This window comes from Empedobacter sp. UBA5528 (assembly GCF_002426075.1).
Lineage (GTDB): Bacteria > Bacteroidota > Bacteroidia > Flavobacteriales > Weeksellaceae > Empedobacter > Empedobacter falsenii_B.
Map to the genome: position 1 here is coordinate 50,506 of NZ_DINY01000065.1, position 19,274 is coordinate 69,779.

Genomic DNA, 19,274 nt, shown 5'->3' on the forward strand with positions numbered 1-19,274 from the left:
CTAAATCATTTAATCTTTATTCTAAAAAATTAATTATTTATACATTTGTATAAATTTAATAAAAGTATGCTAGTAGTTTCTTACATTCAAGAAAACAAAGATCGTGTAATTGAAGGACTTAAAAAACGTAACTTCAAACAATTAGATCTTGTTGATGAAGTTTTAAATGTGGATGAACTTCGTCGTAAAACACAATTTGAATTAGATAATGTATTAGCTGAATCCAACAAATTAGCAAAAGAAATTGGTAATTTGTTTAAAGATGGAAGATCGGAAGAGGCTAATGAATTAAAAAACAAAACGGTTGATTTAAAAACTCAATCAAAAGAGTTACAAGATTTATTATCGTCTTACGAAACATCCGTTAAAGATATTTTGTATCAAATCCCGAATATTCCGAACGAAATCGTAAAAGCAGGAAAAGATGCTGATGATAATGAAATCGTTTTTGAACACGGAGATGCAACTGCAAAACCAAACAATTTGCCACACTGGGAAGTTGCTAAGAAATTTAACATCATTGATTTTGAATTAGGTGTTAAAATTACCGGAGCTGGTTTCCCTGTTTACAAAGGAAAAGGTGCTCGTTTGCAACGTGCTTTAACACAATTTTTCTTAGATAAAAATTCTGATGCTGGCTATACAGAAATTGTTCCTCCCTTCGTTGTGAATGAGGCTTCTGGTTATGGAACTGGACAGTTACCAGACAAAGAAGGACAAATGTATTATATTGGAGAAGATGATTTGTACTTGATTCCTACTGCGGAAGTTCCTGTGACGAATATTTACCGTGATACAATTGTAAAAGCAGAAGATTTACCAATTACGTTGACTGCATATTCACCATGTTTCCGTCGTGAAGCGGGTTCTTATGGAAAAGATGTTAGAGGATTAAATCGTTTACACCAATTTGAGAAAGTTGAGATTGTACGTATCGAAAAACCAGAAAATTCTTACGCTGCTTTAGACGGAATGATTGAGCACGTAAAAGGAATTTTAGAAGATTTAGAATTACCATACCGTATTTTAAGACTTTGTGGTGGTGATACAGGATTTACATCTGCAATTACATACGATTTTGAAGTTTTCTCTGAAGCGCAAGAAAAATGGTTAGAAGTTTCATCTGTATCTAATTTTGAGACTTTCCAAGCGAATCGTTTGAAATTACGTTACAAAGATGAAAACGGAACTCAATTAGCACATAGTTTAAATGGTTCTGCTTTGGCTTTACCACGTATTTTAGCCTCAATTTTAGAGAATCACCAACAAGCTGATGGAACAGTAAAAATTCCGAAAGCGTTGCAACCTTATACTCGTTTTGAGATTTTAGATTAATCAATAATCTGTCAGATAAATAAAAGCTCGAGAATTTCTCGAGCTTTTTTATGTTATTAAAATTGAAACTAAATCAGGTGTTTCAATTCTTTTTTCAAACTATCTTCCCAAGTCGGAATATCAAATTGATAAACTTCTTTTATTTTCGATTTATCCAATAAACTATACGCAGGACGTTTCGCTTTTGTCGGATAAGCTGAAGTTGGAACAGGATTAATTTCGATTGTTGAATTAGACAATTCTTTAATTTTTTGCGCAAATTCAAACCAAGAACATTTTCCTTCATTCGAATAATTAAAAATTCCATAGGTTAAATCATCTTTCAAAATAATCGTTAAGATTACATCAGCCAAATCAATTGCATTTGTTGGCGAACCAATTTGATCTGCTACAACAGAGATCGAATCTTTGTCATTAAACAACCTAAGCATCGTTTTAACGAAATTATTTCCAAATCGAGAATAAACCCAAGCTGTGCGTAAAATAATCGTTTTAGAATTGTTTTCTAATGCTAAATTTTCGCCATCTAATTTTGTTTGACCATACACCCCTATAGGATTTGTTTGATCTGTTTCTAGACGAGGTTGAGCTTCAGTTCCATCAAATACATAATCTGTCGAAACGTGAATAAAAGGAATTCCTTTTTGATTCGTGATTTTTGCTAAAAATTCTGTTGCTTTTGCGTTTACTAAATAAGCATTCTCTTGATCATCTTCAGCTTTATCAACCGCTGTATAAGCTGCACAATTGACAACAAAATCGAATGATTTATCTTCGAAATAATGATTAATTAATTCTTCATTCGTAATATCTAATTCATTTCGAGTGACAAAAAAACATTCAATTTCCTTGTAGTTTTTTGATTGCTCTAAAATCGATTGACCTAACTGACCATTCGCTCCGGTAACTAAAATTCTTTTCATATATAAAAAAAGCCACTAAAATAGTGGCTTGAAGGTATTATTAATATCTTAAAATTATAATCCTAATTCTTTTTTAACGTCATTTAATAAGTCGTATCCTCCAGCTTTGTAAACTAAAACACCTGCAGGTAAAACATATTTAACTCCTTTTTTTGCAGCAGCAGCATTAATTGCATCCATTACTCTTTTCTCGATTGGATCCATTAAAGCTTTCTCTTTTGCTTGCATTTCATCTTGAGCAGCTTTTGCATACGTTTCGTATTTCTTTTGCATTTCTTGCTCTTTCTCTTGGTATTTGTTCGCTGCAATTAATTTTTGAGCCTCTTCTTGAGATTTACCAGCTAAATCTTTTTGAGCAGTTTCCATAAAAGTTTTATAGTCTGCTTGTAATTTTGCGATAGCATCTTCGTGTTTTTTACCTAATGCTTGTAAATCAGCCTCTGCTTTTTTGTAAGCTGGCATTGATTCAATTACTGCTTGCGTATCAATATGTGCAATTTCTTGAGCGAAAGATAAAACGCTTCCGAAAACCATCATTGTAAATACTGCTATCAATCTAATTTGTTTCATTTCTAGTCTAATTTGTTTTTTAAAATTTATTTTCTTGTTTTATTGCTACTATTACTAGTTTTATTATTTCCAGAAGTTGATGTTTTTGAATTATTTGGTTTCAACTCTGGTCTTAAAGTCATTAATACTTCTCTACTTATGTCAAACTTTGGATCTGTATAAATCATGATTAAATCACTTCCTTTATCAAATACAAAACCATATCCTCTTTTATCTGCAACTTCTTTTGTCGCATTATAAATTTGATCTTGTAAAGGCTTTACCATTGATCTTCTCAGATTAACTAAATCACCATTTGGTCCATAACGTTTATCTTGCAAAATTCTTACAGCCGCTACTTCATCAGCTAGCTTTTTCTCTTGCTCTTTCACCTGTTCTGCCGTTAATAAAATCTTTTCGGCTTCGAATTCGGCTTGTAATTTAGCTAAATTTTCTTGTTTTTGCTCAATTTCTTTTTGCCAAGACTCTGTTTGAGATTTTAATTTGTTTTGAGACGATGTATATTCTGGTAAATTTTCTAAAATATACTGACTGTCTACATAACAAAATCTTTGCGCAAAAGAGAAACTTGCTAATCCAAAGAACAACGCTATAAAACTAATCCATTTTTTCATATTTGTGGTGTGTTAATTCTAAAATTATGCCAAAATGTTCTAAGCAAATTTATTCAATTTATTAGAATTGTTGTCCAATAATAAAGTGAGTTTGCCATCCTGAGCGTTCTGTTTGTCCAAATCCTTTATCAAATCCATATCCGAAATCGAATCCTAATAAACCAAATGCTGGCATGTAAATACGAACACCTGCCCCTGCAGAACGTTTTAATTCAAACGGTTTAAATTCACTTGTATTGTTCCAAACGTTACCTCCTTCCGCAAAAGTTAATGCATAAATTTTAGCTGTTTGGCTCATTGTGATTGGATAACGCAATTCTAATGAATATTTATTATAAATCGTACCACCTCCTTCTGGCGTAATATCTCCTGTTTGTCCACCAGAATTTGTTGCATCTTCGTAACCTCTTAATGAAATAATCTCACGTCCATCGAAACGATTTTGTGTAAGACCTGTTCCTCCTAAGTAAAAACGTTCGAAAGGAATTGTTCCAATTTTACGGTTATATGTTCCTAAAACTCCAAACTCTCCACCGGCTTTTAAAACTAATTTACCAGTTAATTCTTTGTAGAAATATGCTTTAGCTTTGAATTTATAATATTCTAACCATTTGAATTTTTCTACATCAGACATGTTTGTATAGTCTTTGTTATTAAAAGCTGAATAAGGAAATGTTGTCGTAAACGATAAACTAATTTCTGATCCTGATTGTGGGAAAATAGGGTCTGGTCCAGCAGAATTACGTGTTAAACCTAATGTGTAGTTTAAGTTGTTTGACGAACCATTTTCATATTGCATATTACCAACAGACATCGCATAATTATCGAAGTTATATAACTGATAAGAAATTGAGTTTGATAAACGGAAATAATCATCTGGCCAAGTTAATAACTTAGTTAACCCAACTGAAGCTCCTAAGATATCCAATTTCGCTTTTTCTCCATAATTATCACGGTAATCATATTGCGAATAATAAAAAGACGTTGATAAAGCTGTAGGGCGTTTTCCTCCAATCCAAGGTTCAACAAATGATAAACTATAATTTTTATATCCGTTACCAGCTTGTGCTCTTAATGATAATTGTTGTCCATCTCCCATTGGAATTGGTTTCCAAGCTTTTTTATTGAAAAAATTCTTTAATGAGAAATTCCCGAAAGTTAATCCTAATGTACCAATGAAAGTCCCTGCACCATATCCTCCTTGTAATTCTACTTGAGAAGATGATTTTGGCGCAACTTTCCACTCCACATCAACTGTATTATTATCTTGATTTGGTTGAATATCTGGAACTATTTGCGTTGGTTCTAAGTATCCCAAAGAAGCTAACTCCATCATCGTACGCTTAATGTCCGATTTAGAGAATAAATCTCCTGGTTTAGTTCTTAACTCACGGTATAAAATATGATCGTGTGCTTCTGTATTACCGTTAATCGTTACTTTATTAAGTGTAGCTTGTGTACCTTCGAAAACTTTAATTTCAAGATCGATTGTATCATTTTTTACACTTTTTTCTACAGGAATAGCACGAGCAAACAAATACCCTCTATCCATATATAACGTAGAAATATCATCGTCTTTTTCTGATCCAGAAATCTTTTTGTTGATACCTACTGCGTCATAACGATCTCCTGTTTTGTAACCAAAAATTCGCTGTAACTGTTCAGAAGTATAAATTGAGTTTCCAGAAAACGTTACATCTCCTAAGAAATATGGTTTTCCTTCGTTAACTTTAATCTTAACCAATAAGTTTTTATCATCAACTTTTTCGATATTGTATGACTCAACTTTAGCATCTCTAAAACCAACAGATTTGTATTCTTCAACCAATGTTTTTAAATCTTCCTGGAATTTTTCAGGAATCATTTTAGATGACTTGAAGATATTGATAGATTTCTGTTTGGTATTTTTCATCCCTTTTTTACGTAAACGAGCAGCAGTTAAGTTTTCATTTCCTTCGAAAATGATTTTCTTAATCTTTACACGCTCTCCACGATTCACATTTAATGTAATGTTTTCTTCGTCTTCTTTACCAACAATTGGCTGACGTTCTACATTAATTGTTGTGTTAGGATAACCTTTTCCAGTATAATAATCTTTGATTTTATTATTTGTCGTATTGATTAAACTTTGTGTAATCTTAACACCTGGATTTAATTTATTTTGTTTGATTAAATCTTCGCGTTGCGATTTTTTCACACCATTAATCTTAATTTCTCCTAAACTAGGAACTGAAACCAAGGCAAGTTCTAATGTAACTTCGTTACCTTCTATTTTATCTACATACAAGTCGATGTCAGAGAAAATATTAGATCTCCATAATTTTTTTACAGCATTATTTACCTTCGTACCTGGTAATTCTATCTCTTCACCGATAGCAAAACCTGCATAACGGATAATTTGATTCTTAGAATATTTAGAGTCACCTGTTACAACGATATCTTTCAATTTGAAAGTTCGTGCATTGTTATAATCTAAGACAAAATTATCTTGTTGTGTTGAATCAATGGTTTTCGTAGAATCTACGACTTGCGCTTGTGCCATGTAAGCTCCAAGCATACACATTGTCCAAAAAATTTTCTTCATAATCCTCTATTTCAGTTCGATTAGTTCGTTAGTTGCTCGCTTATCTTACCAAATCTACGTTCTCGATTTTGGTAATTTAAAATTGCTTTATAAAATTCTTCCTCGTTAAAATCAGGCCACAAAACCTCTGTAAAATATAATTCTGCGTAAGCAATTTGCCACAACAAGAAATTACTAATTCTGGTTTCGCCACTTGTTCTAATCATAAGATCTACCATAGGTAAATCGTGTGTATATAAGTTTTGATGAACTAATTCTTCATTAAAATCATTGTCGGATATTTCTCCGTCTTTATATTTTTGCGCAATAGATTTCATCGCGTGTAATAGTTCTTCTTTCGAACCATAACTTAATGCTAATGTCAAAACACAAGCTGTGTTGTCTTTCGTTTTTTCTATTGCTTGAGTCAAATCTTTGAATGCTTTTTTTGGTAATTTTGATAAATCTCCAATCACATTCAAGCGAACTCCATTTTTGTGTAATTCATTTATTTCGTCCTTAATTGCAGAACTTAATAAAGTCATTAAAACATTGACTTCTAATTTTGGACGGTTCCAATTTTCAGTAGAAAATGCGTAAAGTGTAAGATGTTTTATACCTAATTTTCGACAAGTTTCGATTGAAGATCGTACAGCTCCCAAAGCACTTTTGTGACCAAAAGTTCTTTCTTTACCGTTCTTCTTAGCCCATCTTCCATTACCATCCATAATGATTGCAACGTGATTAGGTATATTATTTTTATCTATTTGTTCTACTAAACTAATTTCCATTCTTTTTAATCACAATAACAAGCAGGTCGACCAAAACTGTACGTTAAGGAAATTCCTGTTAAAACATACCAATCTTTGTTTGATGTGTTTCCATATATACGTTTATCATATTCAGATTGAGACAAAGTACCTGTTTCTACAGCATCTACAAAATTTTGAGTAAATTTTCCAGTGTTATAATCTAAATAATCAACATTTGTATATCGAACACCTGTCTCAAAAGATAAAATCCAATTGTAATTGAATCTTACTTTATATCCAACTCCAAAAGGAATTGTTAAATCGGTATTATATTTTGTTTTTTCGATAATTACGTTGTTTGTTCCATCGTAATCATATTCTTTTCCTTTTGCAGAAAAAGCTCCAACTCCTACAAAAATATAAGGTGATTGCGCTTTTTCTTGATCATCATTGATGTTAAAGAAATTATACTCAAACATCAAAGATCCTTCTACAATATTATTTCGAAAATTTTTATTTCTTTCTAATTTATAATATTCTTTCGAACGATGGTCACTTGCTCCAACTTTTGAATAAGATATATTTGCTCTAAAACCCATTTGTGGATTTATATTAAAACGATATAATCCTCCAATAGAAATAGGTAAATATATTTTACCTCCTGCTTCAGTTTTAGTAGGAAATGGATTGATATAGCTAGCTTTACCAACATCTCCAATCACATTTGCTCCACCAGCAAAAATTCCGAGTTCATGTCTTTGCGCAAAAGTTAATTGCGAAAAACATAATATAAAAACAAACAAAAATAATCTCCTCATAAGTTGTGTTATTTTTTCGGCTTTTGCTTTTTATCTTCTTTTAAATTCGAACAAATATAAACAAAAGTCAATTCAACGTAACTGATTTAACAAAAATTAAGAAGTTTTATTGTAAATTTTAATTCCTTTTATCTGAACCCCAAAGCATTTTTTCTCTCAAAGTTGTGAAATAAGTCGCGTCAATAGCTTCAACGATTAAGATTTTGAAGTCAGCTTTTTGTATTGTCAATTCGACGTCAGTTGTTAAAGGAAAGTTACGAGAATCTAACGAAAGGAAATATTCATTAGCTCTACTGCGTATTTTTAAGTCAATTTTTTCGTTTTCTGACACAACTAATGGACGCACATTTAGATTATGTGGCGCAACAGGTGTAATGACAAAATTTTGATTAGACGGATGAACAATTGGTCCACCACAACTTAACGAATATCCTGTAGAACCTGTTGGCGTAGAAATAATCAAACCATCAGACCAAAAAGAATTTAAAAATTCATTGTTCAAATAAGCATCAACCGTAATCATACTAGTTGTTTCACGGCGAACTACAGTCACTTCGTTAATCGCAAAATTATTTTCAATTTCTACACCATCACTTCTTTTAACGGTTAATAAAGTTCGTGGAATAATGTTATAATCATCATTGAAAAAACTATCCATTTGCTCCAATAACACACTTTTATTAATTGTTGCTAAAAAGCCTAAACGTCCCGTATTTACGCCAATAATTGGAATATTAGAATCCCTAACAATTGTAGTTGCTGATAAAATTGTTCCGTCTCCACCAAAACTGAATAAGAATTTAACCGATTTGTCTAAATCATCATGAGAAGTATAGGTTTCTACATTATCAGTATCAAAATCAGTTGTTTCTTTTAAGATTTGAAGAAAATTTTGCTCAACACAAAAAGCAATTTCATTCTGAATTAAATAATTAATAAATGGTGGAATAATATCCGTTAAAGACGTACTTGTTTTTTGTCCAAAAAGTGCAACTTTTATCATTAGGTATTCATGTATTTTAACAATTGTGCATAACGACTTTGCAAAAGTTCTTGTTTTTCGTCGTTATAAAATTTTTGAATCACTTGATATCCATATCGCTCAAATGTTTCACCAATTGTTAACAAGTTTGATGAACTAAATTTCAGCAAAACATAAACGCTATCTTCTTTATTTCCAACAATCATCATTCCCAATATTTTTCCGTTATTCACTTCTATAATATTAGAAATCGCCGTCATCGATAAATCTTTTTCCGCAATCGAAACCAACATCGAAACGCCTTGCGCAGCGACAAAAGGAAAATTTGCAAATGTGTTGATAATATCCGTTTCCGTAATAAAACCAACATAGCGCGATTGTTCGTTAATAATTGGTAAGATATTCGCCTGATTCGTGTGCATCATCTGAATTGCATCTAAAAGCGTACTCGATTCAGAAAGATAAAAACTCTCCAAATACGAGGTATAATCTACTTTTTCATCATCAATTGATAATTCAATCAAATCTTCTTCCGAGATATTTCCAACAAAATCCAACCCTTTAAACAAAGGTAAATGCGTCAATTTATTCTCTTGCACAACTTCCAAAAGCTGACTTGGAGAAGAATTAACTTTCCCTGGTTTTATCTCATTCGATAGATATTCGGTGATATACATGGCACAAATTTATATATTTTAATACATTAATTCTCTATTTTTAATGCTAATTCGGTTAAAATCATTGATTATTAATTGAAATTTAACCAATTTATTCTAAATTATTTAGTCAAAATATATTCCAAAATCTACTAATAATCAAAAAATAATGTGATTTACAATTTTTTAAAGCAAAACTCTTCCTCAAATTCAAAAAAGAATGGCTTAAATTTTGTACATTTGCAGTACCAATTTTAGCATTGAATGAAGAACCCATTATTTTATGCCAAAATCTTACTTTTTGGCGAATATGGAATTATTGAGAACTCGAAAGGATTAACAATTCCTTATAATTTTTACCAAGGTGCATTAAAATTTGAGCCTTCTGAAATTGCAGAATCATCAAATGCTCACTTGAAAAATTATGCAAAATTTTTGGAAGAAAATTTTGCTGATAATTTTGATACAAAATCTTTTTCGGAAGATGTTGCAAACGGAATGTACTTCGATTCTAACATTCCTCAAGGATATGGTGTAGGTAGTTCTGGCGCTTTAGTTGCCGCTATTTATGACAAATATGCGTTGAATAAAATTGATATCAATCAAAATCTAAACAAAGAAAAAATCAGCAAATTAAAAGCACTTTTCGGAAATTTAGAATCTCATTTTCATGGAAAAAGTTCTGGAATTGATCCTTTAATTTGTTACATGAATATTCCTTTGTTAATTCAATCAAAAGATGATATCTCGACAATTGGTTTACCTTCTGCAAATGCTGACGGAAAAGGAGCTGTTTTCTTAATCAATTCGGGAACGCCGGGTGAAACTGCCCCAATGATTCATATTTTCTTCGAAAAAATGAAAAAAGAAGGTTTCCGTAAAACATTGAAAGAAGAATTTATTAAATACAACAACGCATGTATCGAAAACTTTGTGAAAGGTGAATACAATCCGCTTTTTGCAAATCTTCAAAAATTGTCAGCTTGGGGTTATGAGCATTTCAGACCTATGATTCCTCAAAAATTGGTGAATGCATGGAAAACTGGAATTGATACAGATACGTATTACCTAAAACTTTGTGGTTCTGGCGGAGGCGGTTATGTTCTTGGTTTTACACAAGATTATGACAAGGCGAAAAGCTACCTAAAAGACTTTCAGACCGAAGTTATTTACAAATTCTAAAAAAATAATTTATAAAAATATAATCAATGAACGTTCAGAAAATAATCTTAAAGGTTTTTGCATTATTTTCTGTTGTTCGTGGCTATAATTTAATTGTGCTTATTTTGGCACAATATCTTGCTGCGCTTTTTATTTTTGCGCCAGAAGTTGGTCATCGTCAATTGTTGACAAATCCAAAGTTGGACGGGCTTATTCTTTGTTCGATACTTTGTGTGGCCGCGGGATATATCATCAATAATTTTTACGATTTAGAAAAAGACGAACTCAAACGTCCTTTACAAGTTTATCTTCAGAAACAAGTTTCGCAAGGTTTCAAGCTAACCGTTTACATTGTTCTAAATGCTTTAGCATTGATTATTGCAGCTTTAATTTCGTGGAAAGTTTTCATTTTCTTTTTGGTTTATCAATTTTTGGTTTGGTTTTATAGTCACAAAATCAATCGATTTGCATTGATCAAAAACTTTTACTTGGTTGTCATTCGTGTGATGCCATTTTTCGCCTTATTGGTTTATTTTGATCATTTCACATTCAATTTGGCCTTGCATGCTACTTTCTTGACCATTTTATTATTGATTACTGATATTGTAAAAGATTTGAGTTCTCAAAAAGCAGATTTGATTTATAATTATGATTCAATTCCAATTAAATATGGAATCGATTTTACAAAAGTTTTGATTTCATGTTTAATTATTATAGAATTAATCATTGGAATTATTATCATTATGAAAAATGATGTTGGCGCAATGAAATACTTTTTTATTGCTGCAAATATCGCTTTCACAGTGATTTTATTTATCATTTGGAGAATAAAATCGACACAAGCATATAAGATTTTACATTATTTTTTTAAGGGAATGATTGTTGCGGGTGTATTTAGTATCGTATTAATCGAAATAAATCCCTTAACTTTGCAAACTATTGCGCAAAATTTTAATCAGCGCATAAATTAATCAAATTCAGATGAATAACAGACGAAATCAATCCAACGACAGAAATTCCCAAGGCGGGAACAATCGTGGAAAAGGTGGAGCAAGAGGAAATTCTTCTTCTAAACCATCTTCAGGGAAAGGAAAACCAACTTTTGGTGGAAAACCATCAGAAGAAGGAAAGAAAAGTTTTGGACCAAAGAAACCGTTTAACAAACCAGGTGAAAAACCATTTGTTAAAAGACTGAAAAAAGCACCAGTTGATGACGGGACTATTCGTTTAAATAAATATGTAGCGAATGCAGGGATTGCATCCAGAAGAGAGGCCGACGAGTTGATCAAAACTGGAATCGTTACAGTGAATGGTCAAGTGATTACTGAAATGGGTTATAAAGTACAACCCGATGATGAAGTGCGTTTCGATGGTCGTAAAATCTCTTCAGAGAAAAATGTATATTTTGTGTTGAATAAGCCAAAAGGTTTTATTTCAACATCAAATGATGAAAAAGGGCGTAAAACTGTGATGGACTTAATGTCTACAGCAACTACAGCGAGAATTTTCCCAGTAGGACGCTTGGACAGACAGACAACAGGCGTTTTATTGTTTACAAATGATGGTTATTTAACTAAGAAATTGACGCATCCAAGTCATGATATCAAAAAAATATATCACGTTACATTGGACAAAAAGTTAACAGCAAATGATTTAGCTGACATCAAAAAAGGTGTTCGTTTAATTCCTGAAGGAATTGCAGTTGTTGACGAAATTTCTTTTATCGAAGGTAGACCGAAAAATGAAGTTGGTGTAGAATTACATATTGGTTGGAACCGCGTTGTACGTCGTATTTTCGAAACAAAAGGATACGAAGTAGAAGCGTTAGACCGCGTTTCTTTTGCAGGACTTACAAAGAAAACTTTACAAAGAGGTGATTTTAGAAGATTAACAGAATTAGAAGTTAACTTCTTGAAAATGTTATAATACCTCAGCTATAAAATTTAAAAACCACTTCGAAAGAAGTGGTTTTTTTATGTTTTAATCTTTCGAAACCTTGTTATTATAAGCTTCCATCATCTTTTTATTTGCTTCTTTCACAAAATCATCTTTCTCAATTTGTGTCATTTTCTGACCTTTTGTTGGAATTTTAATCACTTCGTTTTTAGATGCTTCTTTTATATTAATTGCTCTGAAAATCGTTTCATAACTCTCGTCTTTCATTGTTGTTACAGCTTTCAATTCTAAAATTAAACCTGGTAACCCATTGAAAAATATTGGTCCTCCTTTTGGTTGTAAAGTTGGCGCAAACCAAGCTTCTATCTTAGAATCTTTGTATTCGGTTATTGCTTTTTTTACTTTAATTCCCAACATTTCTTTTGATTCTCTACTAATTGTCCAAGTGTATTTAGGCAAATTATCTATTATTAAAATATTCTTGTTCACATAATTTCCTTCAATTTTATATTGTGAAGTTTTATAATCGATGTAAATATTATCATCAATTGTACTCATCGACATAGATGATTGATTTTGACTATTATCAATTCTTACAATTTCAGAAAAAAACGACTGATTTTCATTAAAAAGTAATTGATAGTATTTTGGTGTAGAATTGTTTTTATCTAATTCTGCCTTAAAAACAGGATCTTTTTCGTCAAAAAACATTTTATCATAGGTTTCATATTCTACTTTCCACAAATTTTGAGCAAATAGAAATGGAGAAAAAATCGTTAGAAAGAAGAGTAAAGCTTTTAATTTCATAGTTGATTAATTATGAACTAAATATAATAATTATTTACAATAAAAAAGCGATTCAAAATTGAATCGCTTTTGTAATATTGAGAATTATTTCTTTTCAGAATTTTTCCCTTTGTTTTTCACATATTTCTCTAACCATTGATCTTGTTCCCACAACATGTGAAGAATATTTTCTCTGGCTGCATATCCGTGAGATTCTTTTGGTAATAAAACCAAACGAGTTGTCGCTCCCAAACCTTTCAATGCATTGAAATAGCGCTCAGATTGCATCGGGAAAGTACCTGTATTATTATCTGCTTCACCATGAATTAATAACAATGGTGTTTTCATTTTATCTGCATTTTGGAAAGGCGCCATTGTGTTGTAAACATCTGGAGCTTCCCAATAATTACGTTGTTCAGATTGAAATCCAAAAGGCGTCAATGTACGGTTATAAGCACCTGAACGTGCGATACCTGCCGCAAATAAATTAGAATGTGTTAATAAATTTGCTGTCATAAATGCGCCATAAGAATGTCCACCAACCGCAACTCTTTCACGATCGATAAAACCTAATTTATCCACCGCATCAATCGCAGCTTTTGCATTGGCAACCAATTGAGGAACGAACGTATCATTTGGCTCCTCTTTTCCTTCTCCAATAATTGGGAAAGCCGCATCATCTAATACCGCATATCCTCTCAATGCCCAATAAATAGGACCTCCATAAGAAGGAGAAGTAAATTTATTTTCAGAAGTTGTAACCTGACCAGCCGTAGATGCATCTTTGAACTCACGAGGGTAAGCCCACATTAACATTGGCAACTTTTCCTTTTTCGTTTTATCGTAATTTGGCGGCAAATATAAAGTTCCTGATAATTCTACACCATCAGCACGTTTGTACGTAATTAATTCTTTCGAAATTTTGTTCATTGCCTCAAAAGGATTTTTTGTAAACGTTACTTGTTTTGGCTTTCCTCCTTTCTGAAAAATATTACGAACATATAAATTTGGATAATCTGTTTTCGATTGAATCTGTTCTAAAATGATCCCTTTCTTCGGATCGATAACTCGAGCAATCGCTTCTAGTTTATCTGATTTCTGTGCTCTCCATAAACGAGAAGTTTTTTGCGTTTTGATATCAAAATCATCTACAAAAGGTAAGATTCCTTCCGCAGAAACTCCTTCTCCAACTAACATCAATTTTCCTTTGTTAATTGCTAAAACATTGTAACCATAATCATTCATTTCAGTTACAAAACTTCCAGGATTATTGTAAGCATCTTGCGAGTTTCTACTAAAAAAGCGTATCGGTTCTTGATTTGGATTTGACGGATTGAACAAATAACTACTTTCGTTACGTGTATTATACCAAGCATCTCTCACAATCGCAACCTCATCATTCCCCCAAGTCACTCCTCTATAGCGATCTTTTACTTTTACCAACAACTCTTTATTCGCTGTAAATGGCGCCGTTACTTGATAAAGCGCATCGCGATATTCCACAGGCTTGTTTGCATCACCACCATCTAAAGCCTCAACCCAATATAAAGTATTTGGTTTATCTGCTCTCCAATTCAAACCTCTTTTTCCCATAATCGTAGAAGAAAATCCTTTCGGAACAACTTCTTGTAACTCTTTATGATCAACTTCTTTTATTAATTTTCCGTTGATATCATACACAATATTGGTTGAAGGAAAACTATTGTACGTTACTAAATATGAAAAAGGTTTTTTGATTTCGTTCACCAAAACATATTGTCCATCTGGAGAAGTCGAAATATCTGTGTACATCGCAGCGTCTTTCCATTTCGATTTTGCACCTGTTTCGATATTTACTTTTACTAATTCAGAAATTGCTAATTGTTCGAAGTTAAACTCATCATTTTTATTTTGTAATAAATCTTGATAGGTTCTGTTTTGCGCTTCTTTTCCGTCAGCAACAGAAACTGTAGGTCCAGTTGCAATCGCATCTTTCGTGTCAATCAAAGCTTTTTTAGAAGCTGGAATTACATTCACAATTAATTCTGTATCTGAAATCCAATTGAAAGGACGACCTAAGTTTGCGTTTAATTTATCTTCATAAACTTTTGTTGCAGCTTGTGTTTTTACATCAACAATCCATAGTTCTACACCTTTATTTGTTGTATTTGTAACGGCAAATTTCGATTGAGAAGTGTTCCAAGATTGATTAGAAAAACGACCTTTTGCAGGTAAACCAGCAATCGTTTTTTCTTTTGAAGTTTTTAAATCAAAATAAGTAATTTTCTCGCTGAATGTTTCACGTGAATTAATATTTGTAACTGGATTAATTCGTAATCCTGCTAAACGTAATTCTTTTTCTGACAATTCATTAATCGTTTTATAACGACTTCTATAAGACAAAAATGCATTTTCTGCCTTGCGATCTGTACTAATTGAGGGTGGCATATCCGCGTCTGCCAATTGTAAAATTTCTTGCGGAGGCAATTGATAAGTAACATTTTCTTGCGCTTTTACCGACGCACCAAAAGTCATCGCTATAAAAAGCAACGAGTAAACAATTTTCTTCATGTGTTTTTAAGATTTTACTTTATAAAGATATTGAATCTTTGGTAAAATGACATGATAGAAGTTAGTTTTGACTAAAATGTATAAAAAAAGACGAAAAATATTCGTCTTTTGATTTTATCTTCTTTTACCAAATTTACCTCCTTTCGTATTTGTAGGTGGTTTACTTTTTCCTACTCTGGCTTGAGTTGTTGATTTTTTTACTGGCTTTTTAATTGATTTTCCTTTCGAATCTTTAAAATCTGGAGAAATTTCTTTTGTTTTTTTCGCTGATGATTTTTTTGATTTTGAAGCTGGTTTCTTTTCTTCGTGTTTTTCCGAATCTTTCGTCAAGCGATTGATTTCTGCTAATTCTTCTGCCGTTAAATCTCGATGTTGACCAATTCCTACATTCAACGTTAAATTCATAATTCGAACACGTTCTAATTTTTTTACACCATATCCAAAATATTCGCACATACGGCGAATCTGTCTATTCAAACCTTGGATTAATGTAATTTTGAAAACATTTGTACTTATTTTTTCGATCTTACATTTCTTCGTAACCTGATTAAGAATCGGAACACCTTTCGACATTCGTTCGCAAAATTCATCCGTAATTGGTTTATCAACGGTTACAATGTATTCTTTTTCGTGATTATTTCCAGCACGTAAAATCTTATTCACAATATCACCATCGCTTGTCAATAAAATCAATCCTTGCGAATCTTTATCTAAACGACCAATCGGAAAAATTCGTTCTCCAAACGAAAGAAAATCGATAATATTATCTGGATCTGTAGGATCTGTTGTACACGTAACGCCCACAGGTTTATTCAGCATAATATAAACCGCATGCTCCTTTTCGCGCGGTTCTATTTCGACACCTTTTACAGTCACCACATCATTTGGTCCTACAAATTGCCCAATTTTAGCAACTCGTCCATTAATTTGTACCAAACGATTTTCGATGTATTGATCTGCTTCACGACGCGAACAAAAACCACTATCGCTAATATATTTGTTTAAACGCAAAAAATTAGTTTCTTCCATACTTGCAAAGATAGTTTTTTATCGATTTGAAATATATTTTGACAAAATTCTTTATCATTCTGCAAAACGATGAAACTTATTTATCTTTACAAAACCAAAGATTTTGAGAAATGAAAAAAATATTTTTTTTGAAAACTTGCGATACGTGCAAACGTATTATGAAAGAGTTTGATTTTACAGGTTTTGATTTGCATGAAATAAAATCGACTGCGATAACAGCAGAAGAATTAGAAGAAATGAAGAATTTAGCTGGCAACTACGAAGCTCTATTTTCACGTCGTGCACAGAATTACAAAAAATTAGGATTGAAAGATCAACAGCTTTCTGAAGATGATATCAAAAATTATATTTTATCAGATTATACTTTCCTAAAACGTCCTGTCGTGGTAGATGGAGACAAAATTTTTATTGGGAATGAAAAGAAAAACTTAGAAGCACTTGGGCAATATTTGAAATAGAAATCACACATGAAAAAAACAATTTTATTGACTACACTTTTAATGAGCGCTAGTTTAATTGCTCAGAAAAAGAATGTCACAATGGAAGATGCTGTACTTGGATTATCGACGAATTTACGTATCGAAAATCTAAATCAAGTTCAATGGATTCCGAATCAAAATGCGTACACGCAAAATGTAAAAACATCATACGGAGAAGCTTTAATCAAGAAAGAAGTTCCATCTCTTAAAACTGATACAATTTTTAGAAGTTCTCAATTTGAGAATAAAAGAATTCCTTCTTTGAATTGGATCAATGATAAGCAAGCTTATTTTTCTACAAAAACAGGTTACAAAACAATTACAACTGCTGGTCAACAAAACGATTGGTTGAAATTACCTGAAAATGCAGAAAATATAGAATTTGACGCGACGAATAATCAAGTTGGATATGTAATTGACAACAATTTATTTTTTGTTGATAAATCTGGAAAAACACATCAAATTACCAAAGACGGAAAATATGAAATCGTGAATGGAAAATCGGTTCATCAAAATGAGTTTGGGATTCACAAAGGAATTTTCATCTCTCCAAAAGGGAATTTAGTTGCATTTTATAGAATGGATCAAACAGCGGTTACAGATTATCCAATTATCGATTGGTCTGTACAACCTGCTGTAAACAAAAATATCAAATATCCGTTTGCTGGAACAAAAAATCATACGGTTACGTTAGGTGTTTATAATCCAACCACTCAAAAAACGACTTTCTTAGAAACTCACCCAGAAGTAGATCATTATTTAACTTCGGTTACGTGGTCGCCAGACGAAAAACATATTTATATTGCTTTACTTTCTCGTAATCAAAAGCACATGGAATTGAATCAATATGATGCAGTTTCAGGGAAATTGATTAAAACATTATTCAAAGAAGATGATACAAAATATGTAGAACCTCAAAATGAATTACATTTTATTCCAGGAAAAAATAACGAGTTTGTTTGGTGGTCGCAACGCGATGGTTTTATGCATTTGTACCGATTCAATACGGAAGGAAAATTATTGAACCAAATCACAAAAGGAGATTGGATTGTAACGGATCTTGTTGGAGAAAATGCGAAGAAAAAAGAATTCTTAATCATGACAACAAAATATTCTCCGAAAGATCGTCATTTATATGCGGTGAATTGGGAGAATGGAAAATTGCGTAAAATAACAACTGATGCTGGAACGCACAATGTTTCGGTTTCAACGAACGGAGAATATGCAATTGATAATTGGAGTAATGATAACACGCCTCGTAAAATTGATGTATTGGATGCAAACGGAAAATTCAAACAAAATATCTTAACTGCTCAAAATCCTTTGGCAAATTACAATACAGCGAAAGTTGAAAATGTAACGTTAAAAGCAGATGATGGAACAGATTTGTATGGAAAATTAATCTATCCAACAAACTTTGATTCTTCGAAAAAATATCCCGTTATCGTTTATTTATACAATGGTCCTCACGCGCAATTAATCACAAATCGTTTTCCTGCAACAGGAAATCTTTGGTACGATCATTTAGCGGAAAAAGGTTATGTTGTATTTACAATGGACGGACGCGGATCGGCGAATAGAGGTCTTAAATTTGAACAAGCGATTCACGGAAATGTAGCAACTACAGAAATGAATGACCAAATGAAAGGTGTTGATTTCTTGAAAACTTTGCCTTTCGTAGATGCGGAACGCATGGGAATTCATGGTTGGTCTTATGGTGGATTTATGACTACTTCTTTTATGTTACGTAAGCCTGATGTTTTCAAAGTTGGTGTTGCTGGTGGACCAGTTTTAGATTGGACACAATACGAAATTATGTACACAGAACGTTACATGGAATCGCCACAAGATAATCCTGAAGGTTTCAAAAACACGAATTTAATTAACCGTGTAAAAGACTTAAAAGGTAAATTATTGATGATTCACGGAGCGCAAGATAATGTGGTTGTTTGGCAACATTCGATTGATTTTATTCGCGAAGCAGTGAAAAATGGTATGCAAATGGATTATTTTGTTTATCCTGGACATGAGCATAATGTTCGTGGAAAAGATCGCGTTCATTTGATGCAAAAAATTACAGATTACTTCGATTTATATCTTAAACCAGAAGGTACATCTCAAAAATAATAGTCAACAAAAAACCACTTCTTATGAAGTGGT

Annotated in this window: 17 protein-coding genes; 6 read left to right on the plus strand and 11 right to left on the minus strand. The window is 32.2% G+C overall.

Going from position 1 to position 19,274, the window contains the following annotated elements; genetic code table 11:
• Window positions 1–66: 66 nt before the first annotated feature.
• Window positions 67–1,335, plus strand: coding sequence for a serine--tRNA ligase (gene serS, locus B4L98_RS13720; RefSeq protein ID WP_038334750.1), 1,269 nt, complete (start codon window positions 67–69; stop codon window positions 1,333–1,335).
• A gap of 68 nt (window positions 1,336–1,403) precedes the next feature.
• On the opposite strand, the gene rfbD is transcribed toward serS, so the two are convergent.
• The 8 genes from rfbD to B4L98_RS13760 form a co-directional block, all read right to left on the minus strand.
• Window positions 1,404–2,258 (minus strand): dTDP-4-dehydrorhamnose reductase, encoded by an 855-nt coding sequence (gene rfbD, locus B4L98_RS13725; protein WP_038334743.1) that lies wholly within the window; start codon window positions 2,256–2,258, stop codon window positions 1,404–1,406.
• A gap of 54 nt (window positions 2,259–2,312) precedes the next feature.
• Window positions 2,313–2,828, minus strand: coding sequence for an OmpH family outer membrane protein (locus B4L98_RS13730; RefSeq protein ID WP_114998374.1), 516 nt, complete (start codon window positions 2,826–2,828; stop codon window positions 2,313–2,315).
• A gap of 26 nt (window positions 2,829–2,854) precedes the next feature.
• Window positions 2,855–3,442, minus strand: a complete 588-nt coding sequence (locus tag B4L98_RS13735) for an OmpH family outer membrane protein (protein WP_286495463.1) — start codon at window positions 3,440–3,442, stop codon at window positions 2,855–2,857.
• A gap of 61 nt (window positions 3,443–3,503) precedes the next feature.
• Window positions 3,504–6,026, minus strand: a complete 2,523-nt coding sequence (gene bamA, locus B4L98_RS13740) for an outer membrane protein assembly factor BamA (RefSeq protein ID WP_286495464.1) — start codon at window positions 6,024–6,026, stop codon at window positions 3,504–3,506.
• A 20-nt stretch (window positions 6,027–6,046) separates the two neighbouring features.
• Entirely contained in the window at window positions 6,047–6,790 is a 744-nt protein-coding gene (locus B4L98_RS13745; RefSeq protein ID WP_221854130.1) for an isoprenyl transferase, read from the minus strand.
• Window positions 6,791–6,801: 11 nt separating this feature from the next.
• Entirely contained in the window at window positions 6,802–7,575 is a 774-nt protein-coding gene (locus B4L98_RS13750) for a DUF6089 family protein (protein ID WP_291071124.1), read from the minus strand.
• Window positions 7,576–7,693: 118 nt separating this feature from the next.
• Complete coding sequence (locus tag B4L98_RS13755) at window positions 7,694–8,578, minus strand: NAD kinase (RefSeq protein WP_280049239.1); 885 nt, start codon at window positions 8,576–8,578, stop codon at window positions 7,694–7,696.
• Window positions 8,578–9,234 carry an HPP family protein gene (locus tag B4L98_RS13760; protein WP_291078510.1) on the minus strand — a complete coding sequence of 219 codons (657 nt, stop codon included), beginning with the start codon at window positions 9,232–9,234 and terminating at the stop codon, window positions 8,578–8,580. The genes B4L98_RS13755 and B4L98_RS13760 overlap by 1 nt, the downstream gene beginning before the upstream one ends.
• 243 nt (window positions 9,235–9,477) lie before the next feature.
• Between B4L98_RS13760 and B4L98_RS13765 the strand changes: the two genes are divergently transcribed.
• Genes B4L98_RS13765 through B4L98_RS13775 form a run of 3 tightly spaced genes read left to right on the plus strand, consistent with a single transcriptional unit; the run spans window position 9,478 to window position 12,300 of the window.
• Complete coding sequence (locus tag B4L98_RS13765) at window positions 9,478–10,395, plus strand: mevalonate kinase family protein (RefSeq protein ID WP_291078512.1); 918 nt, start codon at window positions 9,478–9,480, stop codon at window positions 10,393–10,395.
• A 26-nt stretch (window positions 10,396–10,421) separates the two neighbouring features.
• The gene (locus B4L98_RS13770; RefSeq protein WP_291071128.1) at window positions 10,422–11,345 is read left to right on the plus strand and encodes a UbiA family prenyltransferase; all 924 of its coding nucleotides are present in this window, start codon (window positions 10,422–10,424) and stop codon (window positions 11,343–11,345) included.
• Between the two features lie 10 nt (window positions 11,346–11,355).
• Window positions 11,356–12,300, plus strand: coding sequence for a pseudouridine synthase (locus B4L98_RS13775; RefSeq protein ID WP_038334708.1), 945 nt, complete (start codon window positions 11,356–11,358; stop codon window positions 12,298–12,300).
• A 54-nt stretch (window positions 12,301–12,354) separates the two neighbouring features.
• On the opposite strand, the gene B4L98_RS13780 is transcribed toward B4L98_RS13775, so the two are convergent.
• The 3 genes from B4L98_RS13780 to rluF all read right to left on the minus strand — a co-directional run bounded on the left by B4L98_RS13780 (window position 12,355) and on the right by rluF (window position 16,635).
• Window positions 12,355–13,077: a GLPGLI family protein gene (locus B4L98_RS13780; protein ID WP_291059439.1), complete on the minus strand. Its 723-nt coding sequence runs from the start codon at window positions 13,075–13,077 to the stop codon at window positions 12,355–12,357.
• A gap of 84 nt (window positions 13,078–13,161) precedes the next feature.
• Window positions 13,162–15,606, minus strand: a complete 2,445-nt coding sequence (locus B4L98_RS13785; RefSeq protein WP_291078513.1) for an alpha/beta hydrolase family protein — start codon at window positions 15,604–15,606, stop codon at window positions 13,162–13,164.
• Between the two features lie 114 nt (window positions 15,607–15,720).
• Window positions 15,721–16,635, minus strand: a complete 915-nt coding sequence (gene rluF, locus B4L98_RS13790) for a 23S rRNA pseudouridine(2604) synthase RluF (RefSeq protein ID WP_038334704.1) — start codon at window positions 16,633–16,635, stop codon at window positions 15,721–15,723.
• 110 nt (window positions 16,636–16,745) lie between these two features.
• Between rluF and B4L98_RS13795 the strand changes: the two genes are divergently transcribed.
• Window positions 16,746–17,093, plus strand: a complete 348-nt coding sequence (locus B4L98_RS13795; protein ID WP_038334703.1) for an arsenate reductase family protein — start codon at window positions 16,746–16,748, stop codon at window positions 17,091–17,093.
• 9 nt (window positions 17,094–17,102) lie between these two features.
• Window positions 17,103–19,241 (plus strand): S9 family peptidase, encoded by a 2,139-nt coding sequence (locus B4L98_RS13800; protein ID WP_291078515.1) that lies wholly within the window; start codon window positions 17,103–17,105, stop codon window positions 19,239–19,241.
• Window positions 19,242–19,274 lie beyond the last annotated feature (33 nt).